The organism is Vibrio penaeicida (assembly GCF_002933855.1).
Classification (GTDB): Bacteria; Pseudomonadota; Gammaproteobacteria; order Enterobacterales; family Vibrionaceae; genus Vibrio; species Vibrio penaeicida_A.
In genome coordinates, this window is record NZ_BFAQ01000012.1 from 43,970 (window position 1) to 56,195 (window position 12,226).

Consider the following 12,226-nt stretch of genomic DNA (forward strand, 5'->3'; position numbering starts at 1 on the left):
TAAGCCTTAGTCATTATATCTGATAGCGACAAACAAACATTTCAGCGGATTCTTCAGCGATGATTCGCATTTCTTCTTCAGATAGCACGCTTTTCATACCCATCAACTGAGGCCAAAATCCACTGCCTTTAATGAGGCTATGAAGCTGACTATTCGCGAATTCGACATCCAGAGGCATTAGGCGTTTGTCTTCTACAGCGGATTTTATCCAGCGATGTATCGCCGTTTCCTGAGCGGAAATCTTTTCGATTTCTTTTTGGAGTTCTTCGGAGTTGTAGAATAGGTGCCCAAAGGCAACACGAGACAAATCTAAATATTCTCGTGATCCAATGAATTCTAGCTCCATATTAAGCAGCGCGACCAATTGCTCTTTCAAAGGCTTATCTGATTGGTATTGAACTTGGATATCAACCATGGCTCTTTGCCAAAGATCCGACACCAAATGCATCACCAATGCTTCTTTAGATGCAAAGTGGTTATAAACAGTGCGTTTCGATACTCCTGCAATCTGGGCGAGTTTGTCCATGCTGGTGGATTGAACACCAAATTCTTTGAATGCGCTTGTGGCGGCTTCTAATATCGCTGCCCGTTTTATCTCGCTGCGAGTCTTCTTTTTTTCAGCCATGTCTTTTCTTCTCGATCATGCTTTTGTCGTACGAAAGTGGGAATTGAAATTATTTTACACTGATCAGTTTACTTTTTAAATCTTCATTAGTAAACTGCACCGTGTAGTTTACTTTTGTTTGAGTATGTTTGGTATTCCAATATGAAACGTAGAATCTTATTAGTTATAGGGGTAATAGTTATGGCAACTGCTGGCATTACAATCATGTCGTCGAGTAATGAAGATGGGAAATTTGTGAATACGGATACTCGCTATGAAACGGATTCTTCGAACATTTGGCAAATCACCAAAGCGTATGTAAAAGCGAATCGAATTACGCCTACGCCGTCCACAGAAATTCCGGTATTACCAGTAACGCCAGAACAGCTAAGTGCATCGCATGACGCTATGTACAGGCTGGGTCATTCGACTATTTTGATGAGGTTAAATGGCAAGTTGATTTTAACCGACCCAGTGTTAAGCGAACGCGCTTCACCAGTGCAATGGGCGGGTCCAAAGCGTTTCCATGAAAGCCCGATTAGTGGTGAAGACTTACCTGAAATTGAGGTCGTTGTGATAAGCCATGACCATTACGATCACTTAGACAAAGATGCAATCAAACTGTTAGACAGCAAGGTAAAACGTTTTCTGACACCACTTAAAGTCGGTCAGCGAATGATTGAATGGGGTGTTAACCCAGATAAAGTGATCGAAATGGACTGGTGGGATGAATACACCTTTGAAGGCATTAAGTTTGTGGCGACACCGTCGCAACATTTTTCAGGAAGAGGATTGTTTGACCGCGATAAAACATTGTGGGCAAGCTGGGTGATTCAGAGTGAAAAACGCAATCTGTTCTTTAGTGGAGACAGCGGGTACTTCAACGGCTTTAAACAGATCGGTGAGAAGTACGGACCGTTTGATGTCACCATGGTCGAGACTGGTGCGTATAACGAACTTTGGAGCGACATCCATATGATGCCAGAAGGGAGCATGCAAGCTCACCTAGATTTGAAAGGTCGCTATATGATGCCAATACATAATGGCACCTTTGATCTGTCACTCCATGATTGGTACGAACCGTTTGAACGTGTATTAGACTTGGCAACACAAAATGATGTGACGCTTCTAACACCAAAATTCGGACAAGAGATTGCGCTAGATGACGTACCGACCACGCCGCATTGGTGGCGAGAAGTAGAAGCAGAAAAACACTGGGATGAAGGTGAAGTCGCGAAAAATACATTAAGTTTCAATTAATTTTGGTTTATTGATTCTATTCAATCGGTAATTCAGACAGGCACTTTCTACATAGGCAAGTGCCTGTTTTCGTTAACGCACTGGTGTCTCTTTTTTCTAATTCGAAACACCAGCAATGTGAACCACCTGCACTGATTTCACAAAATGTTGAGCTGCCACATTGGGCACACTCGTGTGTGGTTTGCTGACCCGACAGTTTATCCATCACATCGGATCGTTGTTTCTCTGATTTATCTTTCCAACCAATAATTTCATCGATTGTTCTTAAACAGCCGCTGCAAATTCCAGCATTATTTTTGCAGGCTGCGACACATGGTGACTTCATTTTTATTTTCTTTTTGTATGCTCAGGGCGATCGATTGTTTGCTCAAGGCTATCGGTTAAAATGCTAAGAGCTATTGATTATTTACTCACGTCGCGATTATATACCGAGCGTTGGCTTGGTGCGAGGTCGATTCGGTTGTTTAACTTGTGCAAGTATGACAATACTTAGTCTGGCTCAAGCACAGGCTCAGGCTAAATAGATAGGAAAGGGCTATTTATCGTCGTGTATTCTTTCCAGTGCCTCCACACGTCGAATTTCTGTTTCGGAGAACGTTTGGCTTCTAAGCAAGGCTATCGATTGTTGTTTTTCCGCTTCGTTGCTGGGGTTGCTATTAATGGCGTCGCGCTTGGCAAGATAATCCTTCATTCTGTTGTCGAACTGAGCTCTTTGAGAGTCTAATTTTGCTAATCGGTTAGCGGCTTCTTCCCCAACCAGTTCTACTCTCGCTAAGTGTTTTTTTTGATCGGAATAGCCATCGAGTGCATTTAATCGTTGAACCAAGGCGGCATTTTTTTCGCTTCGTTGGATATAATCGGGTTGGTTGGCTAGGTATTGCTCCCATTGACGGTGAAAGTCGGCTTCACTTGAGGCTTGTTTTTGCAGTTTTAATTTCTCTAGCGCCATTTCGCGAATGAGGTTTTCGTCGGCAAAGTAATCTTGCTGTTCCTCTTCACTAAACAAGCTGTTTTGAACTTCTAAAACCTGCTGATGAATCGCAAGTAATGCATCGTAATTTAGCTGATCAAACTCTAAAGGTTCTAACTGGCTGAGAGCCTCTTTGTAAGCAATGAATTGATCAAATGAATCACCGTTCACTTGAATACTTGGGTCTAACGTCGAAAATTCAGTGCTGCTTTGTTTTATATCCTCTAATGGTTGTTCTCCCATTGTTGCCAAGAAGTAATCTATGACTTTACGGGACGATTCTTGGTCAACTTCAGTACCTTGAAGTGAGCCAAATTTCTTGTTTACTGCATCGTTACCCTCTCCTATATCTTGAGAAAGAAAAAAGACCGCCGCCAGACTCCCCGAGGCGATTATTATTGCGATGAATAAGGCGATCTTTTTCATAATTAGGTACCTTTTTGCATTAGCGTTTACTTTCTTCTTATCGAGAGCACGAGTTACAGCCCTTGATTCTTCAACCTGTTCGCTTGTTGCCGATATACAGTAACAGGGTCGGTTTCAAAGAGGTGATGAACACCCAGCAAACCGTTAACTTCATCTAGGTGGTTCATTCTGTAGTTGTCTCTGATAACTTTGCCCAAGCGGCTGCTGCATCGTCCTACTAGCCCATCATTAGGTTCACTAAACGCTAACCCCAATACACCTAAAACCGCATCGGATGGATCCAACACATTGGTTACCGTTGAGGTCCCACTCCATGAATAGTAATAAACACCATTCCTCGCGCGTTTTGTACCTTCACCACAGCGAGATGTGGGTACGCCTTCAGGGTAATGCCTGTTGAATTTTAAAGAGCCTCTTGTGGTAAGCGATGCCAACGAACCCAATGGATCTTGTGGGAGTGATGTTCCACCAGACAACACACTAATTAGGCCAGAAAGCCCTCTAGCAATTTTCACTGCTAATGCTTCCGAAATAGAGCCTGATGGCACTGTACCTCTAACAATATCGGCAATCGTCGAACCCTTATTGACCCCACCAACGCTGGTGACGGAAGCCACCATGTCGGGGCGGACGGAGGCCACATAACGTGAAGTAGGGCTGCCGTGGCTATGTCCGATCAAATTCACTTTTTGTGCGCCAGTTACAGCCAGAATAGCTTCTACCTGCGACAAGAGTTGCTCGCCTCGCGCTTCTGAACTGTTGGTTGCTGAAACTTGTGCGACATAAACCTTTGCGCCACTTTTGGTCAACGCTTGAGGGACGCCGAAGAAGTAATCGCCCCCCGCCAGTCTGTCGAATCCAAACAAGCCATGTACAAGGACTATAGGGTAGTGAGTTTGTGTATAACCGGATTGGGTTGCCCCTCCGGCGCTAGCACCAGCCCAACTGAATGCGCTAGCGGAGAGCAATAGAGCGATTGTGAGTATCCTTTTCACTTCGTTTTCCTCTACAAGTTAGACCTCGGATGAGTTAATAAAATGTATATAAATTGTTAATGAAAGTTTGTTTTAAAAATGAGAACTGTGAACGAGACTAAATTTTTGGCGAGTAGAAGCCGGAATATTTCAATGAGAGTGACAATACAAAAATAAATTTATAACAGTGAGTTATCGACTTACTTAAACGTAATTGGGTAGATATTCGCCAATAATGCGTGTTCGAAGATAGGAAAAATTGAGCTAAAAAATAAAAACCTACTGGCAATGTCGTGTTTGAAACATCACCAGTAGGTAGAGAATGTGAACTCAGATTAGCGTTTATAGGTGGCTAGCAGCGTTATGCTCCTAGCAACAGCTTGATGTAGAAGACGTGCACTCAGCCTTTTTAATACTAAAAGAAGGTTGGGCTGGGCAGCAATCGCTGTCTTGCGTGCAACATTCTGCGCCTTGATCTTCACAACACGCTTCATTTGGATTACAACATACTTTTTTACCTAACTCCGTTTCATCAGATAGATAAAATTGAGTGAACTTGTTCAGGAAATCATCAGCGACAGACTTTTCTGCCAACCCCGTTTCCATAAGTGCTTTTTGCCATTTTTGTACGTGTGGCAGACCACTCAAAAAGTCAAAGCGCGTATGTTGTTTCACAATGTCGGCACGGTGCAACAGAGGCAACCATGCGATGTCTACGTTACTTAACTCTTTACCATTGAAGAATGCACCATCAGATAATGCTTTCTCAGCAGATAGAAACTTCTCGGCTTTTTCAAACACCGAAACGAGTTTTGAACCACGTTCTTGCAGTGTTGATTCGTCTTTGCTTCTCATTGTGCCGCATTGAGTCAGGTAGTGTTTTGTTGCTTGGTAGCTCCATGCGCGGTTAATGGCTTTTTGTTCTGGTGTTAATGTTGGTTGCAATGGTGCCTCGATATCGTCGATGTACTCTGCTATCGCATCAGACTCAAACAGCGCTTGGCCTGAATCTGTAACCAGCAAAGGGACTTGCCCATTAGGAGATAGTTCTAGAAACCAGTCTGGCTTGTCTTTTAAGCTGATGTATTCGATCTCATACGGTAATTTTTTCGCTTCTAAAAGCGCGGTAACACGTTGAACAAACGGGCAAATAGTGAAGCTAATAATTTTCATATAGTTGACTCTTTTCTGATTAGTGGGTCGAGAGACCCTAAACTTGTATATCTAAGACGAACAGGTTTCAGAAAAGACGAAAAAAAGACGATTTTTTAGAAAATTAAATTAGGTCAACAGACCCTAGCAACTCTTACAACCTTTTGATTTTGAATCACAATCGACTAGACCCCCTTGTTTGTTCAACGTGAGGTGACAGCAATCTTCAAATTGTTTCCTGAGTTCTTGGCGTGCTTTCGATACTCGTGACTTTAATGTGGAATAACTGAGGTTTTGCGAAAGAGCGACCGCTTTTTGAGATTCTTGCTCAATGTCCACCGCCCAAATTAATTGGGCACTTTGCTCGGGTAAATTTTGTATAAATGGTAACAAGCACTTAGAGAACTCTTTTTGCATTTGATCTGTATCTTGCTCATACCAAAGGTCTTTTTCTTCTATTGCTGACTGGCGCTTTGAGCGACGGTAGAAATCCATGATGGCATTATTGGCAATTTGAAATAACCAAGACTTTAAGCTGTCCCAGTTTTGGACTTTATCCAAATTCTCATGTGTTTTAATCAGCACATCCTGCAAGATGTCATCGACATCATCAGGGTTAGGTACTCTGGAATGCAAAAAGGCTTTTAACCCCTGCTGATATTCGTGCCAAATCGTTTCTATATTCTTCATTTCAGTATTCACATTTTGAGTGCTTAAGGCTAACGGCTTCTAGCTTTCTTGAACGGGCTCAAAGTCATTTTTTGTTCTGTTCGCAAATGCAACTAAAGAGAGCATAACGGGCACTTCGACCAATACACCCACGATAGTGGCTAATGCTGCCCCCGAATGAACGCCAAACAAGCTGATGGCGACGGCAACAGCCAACTCAAAAAAGTTTGATGCTCCAATCATTGCGCCTGGCGCTGCAACACAGTGTGGCTGACGTGTCTTCTTCATCCAATAATACGCGAGAGCAAAGATAAGATACGTTTGAATGAGTAACGGAACAGAAATGAATAGGATGTCTACTGGATTACTTAAAATGGTGTTCGCTTGAAAACCAAACAGCAAAACAACGGTGCCGACTAAACCTAAAATTGATAAAGGTTTAATGGCTTTGCCAAGCTTATCTACTTTGGTCGGGTTATTGAGCACTTTTCGAGTCATTGCCCCCGCGACCAATGGCACAATGACGAAGAGAGAAACAGAAAGCAGAAGTGTGTCCCAAGGCACCGTTATGTCTGTCATGCCCAGAAGAAGGGCTGCTATCGGTGCGAAAGCGACGACCATAATGATGTCATTAATCGCGACCTGGACAATGGTGTAATTCGCATCCCCCCTGGTTAGTTGGCTCCACACAAAAACCATGGCTGTGCAGGGGGCGACGCCAAGCAAAATCATACCTGCGATGTATTGTTCTGCTAAATCCGAAACAATCCAGCTCCCGAAGACATAGCGCATGAAAACAACGGCAAGCAACGCCATAGTAAAAGGTTTGATTAACCAGTTAATGACAATGGTGATCAACAACCCTTTTGGTCTTTTATGAACACTTTTGACTGATGTGAAATCGATTTGCATCATCATTGGGTAGATCATTAGCCAAATGAGAACAGCAATAACCATATTAATTTGTGCATACTGCATGGCGGCTAGATACGAGAAAAGCTCTGGGAATAGGTACCCACTCACTATGCCCAGAATCATTCCTAGACCAACCCAAACACTTAAAAATCTCTCGAAAATTCCCATGGTGAATCACTCTTCTTTAGATAAAACAGACGCGCATTTGCGTTTTACTACGCAGGCTTACGTTAGACGAACTAAATGACAATTTGATGGTGTCTGGGGACATCTCAACATGCATCAGTATGGCATCTACTCATTTGTTAAAATTGCATATATGTATATCCATATATTATGCTTATCATATTGCTTGTCAAACTTTAAATGATGACGTGATGATGTCGTATGCTACTTGACGATAAGTTTGTATTTTTCGGTATTTTGAAAGGAGATCTGCCTTGAAGGTGTATTTCTTCTCCCTTGTCATAAAAGATTAATAATTTTTAATAAGTTAGCGTGAGTCTATAAGCAATAAGGATTTTTGGGCAATAAAGGTCTGCTCATGCGGGTCTCATCGGCATGAGCACATTTGCAAAATAACGATATTGTAATTACATTGAAATCATCTTGTAATATTTAAATGGGTGGGAAAATGCAGCATCAAGAAATGATCCAACATTCACATTTTGGCGTGATCAGCCGAACCGTTCTGTTTTCACTCATATCAGTCATCGGTGTTTTGACGCTTATATGAGTCTAGAAGAAAAGTGAAATGAGATTAGAAGAGAAATAAACCCCAGACTTCGATATCGAGCTCTGGGGTTTTTTATTGCCTGTTACTTTGAATACCGCATACGCATTAAGCCCAGTAGTTATTTGCAGCGGCAACCGTTTGAAAGTTTATTGCAATAACTTGAGAGGCGGCGATTAAGTTCTCGGCATTGTCAGCGTAGACAGGTCGGATCTTTTCTCTTACTTCTTCGGACGGTTGCGTGTACTTAACCCCCATCCTCGACATTTTTATTGCAAGTTGGTAGCCATCTTCAGGCGTACTCGTTTTTAATGTCGCTAACCATTTATCACTCATCACTTCTTCCTTTTTGTATTCATTTTGCTCGCTTACTATATTGTTAGTGTGCGAACAGTTTGTCAACTAATAATAAGCTTGCGAATATTTTGTCTATGATAGTGTGCATGCGTATAATGATGGTTACGAATGAAAACTTGGAGAATCGGGTGGCAGTAGCAGAATTAGATAGACAACTGTGTTTTGCTCTATATTCAACATCCAATAAGCTGACATCAACGTATAGGGAGTTACTTGAACCTCATGGTTTAACCTATACGCAATTTGTGGTGCTGATGGCATTGTGGAAAGAAGATGAGATTTCAATTAGTCAGCTAGCGAAGACAACAGAACTCAGCAAGGCAACCATGACGCCGCTGTTGAAACGAATGGAAGATAAAAACCTTATTCGCCGGGAGCAGCTTGCGAACAATGAACGCCAAAAATCCATTGTACTAACGGATTTAGGGAGGGAGCTTTCTCAAAATAGCTCCGACATTACAGATAAGGTTTTTTGCTCAACCGGATTAACTCAGGAAGAGGCAAATTCTATGATCCAGCTGTGTAAGAAGGTCAGAATACAATCGAATGAATAGAATTTGCTAATCGATACAGGCGTATTCAATTGCTGCCCGTGCTAAAAGCCGAGTGGAATCTAATGTTGGGAGCGGGGAGTTTTCGTCGCTCAGTACAATGGGAAGCTCGGTGCAACCCAAAACAACGGCTTCACAACCCTGAGATTTAAATTCTTCAATCACCTTAAGCAAGTATTCGGTGACATGGCTTGGAGTATGACCAAGTACCAGTTCATCCATGATTAAACGGCCAATCTCTTTTCGCTGCAATGCATTGGGCAATACCACGTCTATATCTACGCTTCGCATGCTATTTGGGTAGACATCGCTTTCGGTTAGCCATTGCGTGCCTAAAACGCCGACTTTACGGTAGCTTTGATGTTTGGCGTATTGAGACACCACATCCGCAATATGTAACCAAGGAAGTGATGAGGATTGCTCTACCAAATCGAAAGCTTGGTGAATGGTATTGTCCGGACAAATAACAAAATCAGCGCCAGCGGCCTTGAGCTTTTCAACGGAAGTTAACATAAGGTCGGCAATGTGTTTCTTCGACCCTTGATTCAGAGCATCAACATATAAAGATAGAGAAGGGGTGTGCATCGCGATATCTGGATGTTGATAATGCCCCAATTTGGCAATGCTTTCGCTACAAATCGTTGTATAGCAGAGCGCAGCGCCTTCTGCTGAGCAACCAACAATTCCAATGCTCTTCATTTCCGATCTCCTTCATTGATGTGTCTTTTGCCTATAAACAGACATGGGGATGTGTCGTTTATTTTCAATACAAATGGGCTAACAAGGTATTAATCTAACGTTCTCAAACAAGCCTGAAGGAAAAGAAAATGAAATTTAAATATACGATTCTCTATGTAGAAAATGTGGCAAAAACACTGGCGTTTTATGAACGCGCCTTTGGGCTTTCACGTGCCATGCTTCATGAGGGGGGAGACTACGGCGAGTTGGATACGGGCACAACGACCTTATCATTTTCTTCGCTTGATCTGATGAATAAGCTTGGTAAAGGGGCAGTATTACCCAAGCGAGAACAACCAAGTTTCGAAATAGCATTTGAAACGGATAATGTCGCGGACTCACTGCAAAAAGCTTTGGACGCGGGTGCAGAACTTGTTCAGCCCGTAGAGCACATGCCATGGGGGCAAACTACGTCGTATGTACATGACATCAATGGCTTTTTAATTGAAATATGTTCACCTGTACAGGGGGCTCACTGAGAACTTCTGCTTTAAAAACAACAGTATAACAACCATCTATTCATGTCCCCCAGATGGTGGTAGGATTTATGTGACTATTTTATAAATTGGCTGTCGTGTGATATGAAGTTAAAGTTGTTTTTATTTTTTATCGGAATACTCGTGGTACTGGCTGCAATTGCTGATGAACACTATTGGACTGCCGTTATAATTTTTGGGAACATCGCTTATTATCTGATGAAGCAATTTCAAGAACGAAATGAGAGTTAATACCCATCATCAAAAAGCTGTGCTTTGATGTCTTCTCGATTAAAAAGCTGAGTTGGCGTAACACCTAACCAGCTTTTAATCTCACGGCACATATGGGCTTGGTCTGAATATTGATAATCGTAGGCGATGTCGGAATGATTTCCGGTCAATATTATGGCTTTGGCACACTGGCGAACTCTAGCCAATCGAAACCAAAAGAGCGGTGTTTGATCTGTGTGCTTTTTGATGGTTCTTTGTAGAGTTCTAACATTCACACCGAGCAGTGATGCTATTTGCTCAATGCTTCCCATTTCCTTACGAATACATTCAAGTGCTTCAGCAACGTTTGGGTTAACTGTGGTTGCTGATTCTATTCTATCAATAAGCTGATTCTTTGAATCCCAGCGTTGCATCAGCCTATCTGTCTCAATGTTGGAAACATTGCATCCTGGTTGAAGCCGAAACCCCACCATAGTAGTTCCGGCTGTTATATCGATTGGTGCTGTGTGCGTATAAAGAGGAGAGACATTGATTTGGGCTGGCGTATGATTCGCAAGGGTAATGATGACATCCTGACACCCATCAGGAATGATGAAAGCTCTTTTATTTTCAACGGCTTTTGATTGCCATGTGTCTATAATGTGAGAAGAATACATACGTTTTTTGGGGTGTCGACTGAACTATAGTAAGGTTAACACATCATTAAGCCTAACAAAGAGATAACGTAAGTGAGTGACGATATTGCAGTGATCCACGACATTCAAGCCAAAGAATTTCGAATTGAAGTAGCCCCAGAGAGTTGGGCGAAGATAACCTATCGCCAAGAAGGAGATGTCTTCTTTGTCGATCATTCCTCTGTTCCTGAATCGTTGAGAGGTCAGGGTAAAGGCTCGGTTATGATGGAGGCAGCATTACCGGAAATTGAAAAGTTAAATGTGAAAATAGTGCCGGAATGCAGTTACGTCAGGCACTATGTAAACAAGCATGAAAACTGGCATCATTTACTGGCTGAATAAACCGACCCTATTTTACTTTAAAGGGGCAGTTAATTGAAAAAGGATGGCAGTGCCATCCTTTTTTGTCTTTCAAATGTCTTGTTTTCCTAAGCTTCTTAATTTCCGAAGTTGTTTAACTTTCGAAATCACTACAATGTAAGCAGATAGTCCAATCCGCCCTTAATTGAGGCGACTTGCGCATCATTGCATTCTTCGTCGGTCACCTTTGGGCTGTCGGGGTATACTTCCGTTGTGGTGCCGTATTTACATCCAGTAAAACCGCTGCACAGCCCGAGTTTACTGGTTGGGTAATTGATCACACCATGTTGTACGACAGGAGAACCGATAATGTTTCCATTGCTGTCTGGTGGCGCAATATGAGTGACTTTTTCGACCGCTTGGATGATGGCTGTCTGGAAACCTTCGCTTGGATTTTCTGTATCGCCAACTAAGTAAAAACCATCTGGAACAAGGTCCTCGATGTAATCTAAGCCATCGCGCGCGGCAAGGGCGGGGCGGAACTCAGATTCGTCGGTGTCTGTGGTTTCATGCAAGTCGATGTGCGCATAGATTTCTACCCCGAGCGATTTTACCATCGATATAAGGTTTGCTGATTCTTCTGCGGGTGAGTTGTCATAAAATGAGCGGTTAGGATCCACTGCATTTGGATTCCAACGGTTTATAGTTTCGTAACCCCATGGGCTGACACAAGGGGCAACAACAATATTAAAGTGCTTTTCGTATTCATTGCCGAGCAGTGCTAGGAACTTAAGTGCACCATGAACGCCGCTTGTTTCATAGCCGTGCACACCACCAGTGACTAAAATGGTCTTGCGGTTGGCATCCCAAGTTTTACTTTTTACTGCGTATAGCGGGAATTGCTCTGGGTTATAGCTTAATGCGCCATATTCGAACACATCGTATTGATTACGTAACGCATCAATTTTAGTGACGACGTCACTTTTGTAACTACGCTTTATCGAAACTGAATCTAGCCATGCTTTTTTTTCTTCTTTTCCCCAAGCTGTTCCTTGAGTGCCAATAGGGTATTGGTAGCCACTTTTCATTGTTCACCTACACGTTTATCACGATTCATTTGTAAGCTAACAAGTATACTCAAGCCACCTCAAGATACTAGGTATATACCTCAGCTCCACTTTACAGAAACGCCCAAT

At 42.5% G+C, this 12,226-nt stretch carries 15 protein-coding genes; 4 read left to right on the forward strand and 11 right to left on the reverse strand.

Features of this window, described 5'->3' with window-relative positions; translation table 11 throughout:
* Positions 1–13: 13 nt before the first annotated feature.
* A complete protein-coding gene (locus VPNCDNU1_RS05775) occupies positions 14–625 on the reverse strand; it encodes a TetR/AcrR family transcriptional regulator (protein ID WP_104399484.1) in 612 nt (203 codons plus the stop codon).
* A gap of 141 nt (positions 626–766) precedes the next feature.
* Here VPNCDNU1_RS05775 and VPNCDNU1_RS05780 point away from each other — a divergent pair, with 141 nt between their 5' ends.
* Positions 767–1,864: an MBL fold metallo-hydrolase gene (locus VPNCDNU1_RS05780; RefSeq protein ID WP_104399485.1), complete on the forward strand. Its 1,098-nt coding sequence runs from the start codon at positions 767–769 to the stop codon at positions 1,862–1,864.
* Between the two features lie 16 nt (positions 1,865–1,880).
* Here VPNCDNU1_RS05780 and VPNCDNU1_RS05785 read toward each other — a convergent pair whose 3' ends face one another.
* The 7 genes from VPNCDNU1_RS05785 to VPNCDNU1_RS05815 form a co-directional block, all read right to left on the reverse strand.
* The gene (locus tag VPNCDNU1_RS05785) at positions 1,881–2,189 is read right to left on the reverse strand and encodes a DUF1289 domain-containing protein (protein ID WP_104399486.1); all 309 of its coding nucleotides are present in this window, start codon (positions 2,187–2,189) and stop codon (positions 1,881–1,883) included.
* A gap of 210 nt (positions 2,190–2,399) precedes the next feature.
* Positions 2,400–3,260: a lipase secretion chaperone gene (locus tag VPNCDNU1_RS05790; protein ID WP_104399487.1), complete on the reverse strand. Its 861-nt coding sequence runs from the start codon at positions 3,258–3,260 to the stop codon at positions 2,400–2,402.
* Positions 3,261–3,313: 53 nt separating this feature from the next.
* Positions 3,314–4,228 carry an esterase/lipase family protein gene (locus VPNCDNU1_RS05795; protein WP_237324098.1) on the reverse strand — a complete coding sequence of 305 codons (915 nt, stop codon included), beginning with the start codon at positions 4,226–4,228 and terminating at the stop codon, positions 3,314–3,316.
* A gap of 375 nt (positions 4,229–4,603) precedes the next feature.
* The gene (locus VPNCDNU1_RS05800) at positions 4,604–5,407 is read right to left on the reverse strand and encodes a glutathione S-transferase family protein (RefSeq protein ID WP_104399488.1); all 804 of its coding nucleotides are present in this window, start codon (positions 5,405–5,407) and stop codon (positions 4,604–4,606) included.
* 123 nt (positions 5,408–5,530) lie between these two features.
* On the reverse strand, positions 5,531–6,076 hold the full coding sequence (gene sigZ / locus VPNCDNU1_RS05805) for an RNA polymerase sigma factor SigZ (RefSeq protein ID WP_104399489.1): 546 nt from the start codon (positions 6,074–6,076) through the stop codon (positions 5,531–5,533).
* Positions 6,077–6,115: 39 nt separating this feature from the next.
* Positions 6,116–7,138: an ACR3 family arsenite efflux transporter gene (arsB, locus tag VPNCDNU1_RS05810; protein WP_104399490.1), complete on the reverse strand. Its 1,023-nt coding sequence runs from the start codon at positions 7,136–7,138 to the stop codon at positions 6,116–6,118.
* Between the two features lie 673 nt (positions 7,139–7,811).
* Entirely contained in the window at positions 7,812–8,039 is a 228-nt protein-coding gene (locus tag VPNCDNU1_RS05815; RefSeq protein ID WP_104399491.1) for a hexameric tyrosine-coordinated heme protein, read from the reverse strand.
* Between the two features lie 149 nt (positions 8,040–8,188).
* Between VPNCDNU1_RS05815 and VPNCDNU1_RS05820 the strand changes: the two genes are divergently transcribed.
* Positions 8,189–8,614 (forward strand): MarR family winged helix-turn-helix transcriptional regulator, encoded by a 426-nt coding sequence (locus VPNCDNU1_RS05820; RefSeq protein ID WP_104399644.1) that lies wholly within the window; start codon positions 8,189–8,191, stop codon positions 8,612–8,614.
* A 6-nt stretch (positions 8,615–8,620) separates the two neighbouring features.
* Here VPNCDNU1_RS05820 and VPNCDNU1_RS05825 read toward each other — a convergent pair whose 3' ends face one another.
* The gene (locus VPNCDNU1_RS05825) at positions 8,621–9,310 is read right to left on the reverse strand and encodes an aspartate/glutamate racemase family protein (protein WP_104399492.1); all 690 of its coding nucleotides are present in this window, start codon (positions 9,308–9,310) and stop codon (positions 8,621–8,623) included.
* Between the two features lie 128 nt (positions 9,311–9,438).
* Here VPNCDNU1_RS05825 and VPNCDNU1_RS05830 point away from each other — a divergent pair, with 128 nt between their 5' ends.
* Positions 9,439–9,828, forward strand: a complete 390-nt coding sequence (locus VPNCDNU1_RS05830) for a VOC family protein (protein WP_104399493.1) — start codon at positions 9,439–9,441, stop codon at positions 9,826–9,828.
* A gap of 245 nt (positions 9,829–10,073) precedes the next feature.
* Here VPNCDNU1_RS05830 and VPNCDNU1_RS05835 read toward each other — a convergent pair whose 3' ends face one another.
* Complete coding sequence (locus VPNCDNU1_RS05835; protein WP_104399494.1) at positions 10,074–10,712, reverse strand: AraC family transcriptional regulator; 639 nt, start codon at positions 10,710–10,712, stop codon at positions 10,074–10,076.
* A gap of 72 nt (positions 10,713–10,784) precedes the next feature.
* Here VPNCDNU1_RS05835 and VPNCDNU1_RS05840 point away from each other — a divergent pair, with 72 nt between their 5' ends.
* Positions 10,785–11,072, forward strand: a complete 288-nt coding sequence (locus tag VPNCDNU1_RS05840) for a GNAT family N-acetyltransferase (protein ID WP_104399495.1) — start codon at positions 10,785–10,787, stop codon at positions 11,070–11,072.
* Positions 11,073–11,200: 128 nt separating this feature from the next.
* Here the strand turns inward: VPNCDNU1_RS05840 and VPNCDNU1_RS05845 are convergent, their stop codons facing one another.
* The gene (locus VPNCDNU1_RS05845) at positions 11,201–12,118 is read right to left on the reverse strand and encodes a M14 family metallopeptidase (protein ID WP_104399496.1); all 918 of its coding nucleotides are present in this window, start codon (positions 12,116–12,118) and stop codon (positions 11,201–11,203) included.
* Positions 12,119–12,226 lie beyond the last annotated feature (108 nt).

Excerpts from the sequence above, each read along its gene's own strand:
- VPNCDNU1_RS05775 (WP_104399484.1), bottom strand. The coding sequence starts at position 625 with ATGGCTGAAAAAAAGAAGACTCGCAGCGAGATAAAACGGGCAGCGATA.
- VPNCDNU1_RS05785 (WP_104399486.1), bottom strand. The coding sequence starts at position 2,189 with ATGAAGTCACCATGTGTCGCAGCCTGCAAAAATAATGCTGGAATTTGC.
- VPNCDNU1_RS05835 (WP_104399494.1), bottom strand. The coding sequence starts at position 10,712 with ATGTATTCTTCTCACATTATAGACACATGGCAATCAAAAGCCGTTGAA.
- VPNCDNU1_RS05845 (WP_104399496.1), bottom strand. The coding sequence starts at position 12,118 with ATGAAAAGTGGCTACCAATACCCTATTGGCACTCAAGGAACAGCTTGG.
- VPNCDNU1_RS05825 (WP_104399492.1), bottom strand. The coding sequence starts at position 9,310 with ATGAAGAGCATTGGAATTGTTGGTTGCTCAGCAGAAGGCGCTGCGCTC.
- VPNCDNU1_RS05790 (WP_104399487.1), bottom strand. The coding sequence starts at position 3,260 with ATGAAAAAGATCGCCTTATTCATCGCAATAATAATCGCCTCGGGGAGT.
- VPNCDNU1_RS05800 (WP_104399488.1), bottom strand. The coding sequence starts at position 5,407 with ATGAAAATTATTAGCTTCACTATTTGCCCGTTTGTTCAACGTGTTACC.
- VPNCDNU1_RS05815 (WP_104399491.1), bottom strand. The coding sequence starts at position 8,039 with ATGAGTGATAAATGGTTAGCGACATTAAAAACGAGTACGCCTGAAGAT.
- VPNCDNU1_RS05830 (WP_104399493.1), top strand. The coding sequence starts at position 9,439 with ATGAAATTTAAATATACGATTCTCTATGTAGAAAATGTGGCAAAAACA.
- VPNCDNU1_RS05780 (WP_104399485.1), top strand. The coding sequence starts at position 767 with ATGAAACGTAGAATCTTATTAGTTATAGGGGTAATAGTTATGGCAACT.
- sigZ (WP_104399489.1), bottom strand. The coding sequence starts at position 6,076 with ATGAAGAATATAGAAACGATTTGGCACGAATATCAGCAGGGGTTAAAA.
- arsB (WP_104399490.1), bottom strand. The coding sequence starts at position 7,138 with ATGGGAATTTTCGAGAGATTTTTAAGTGTTTGGGTTGGTCTAGGAATG.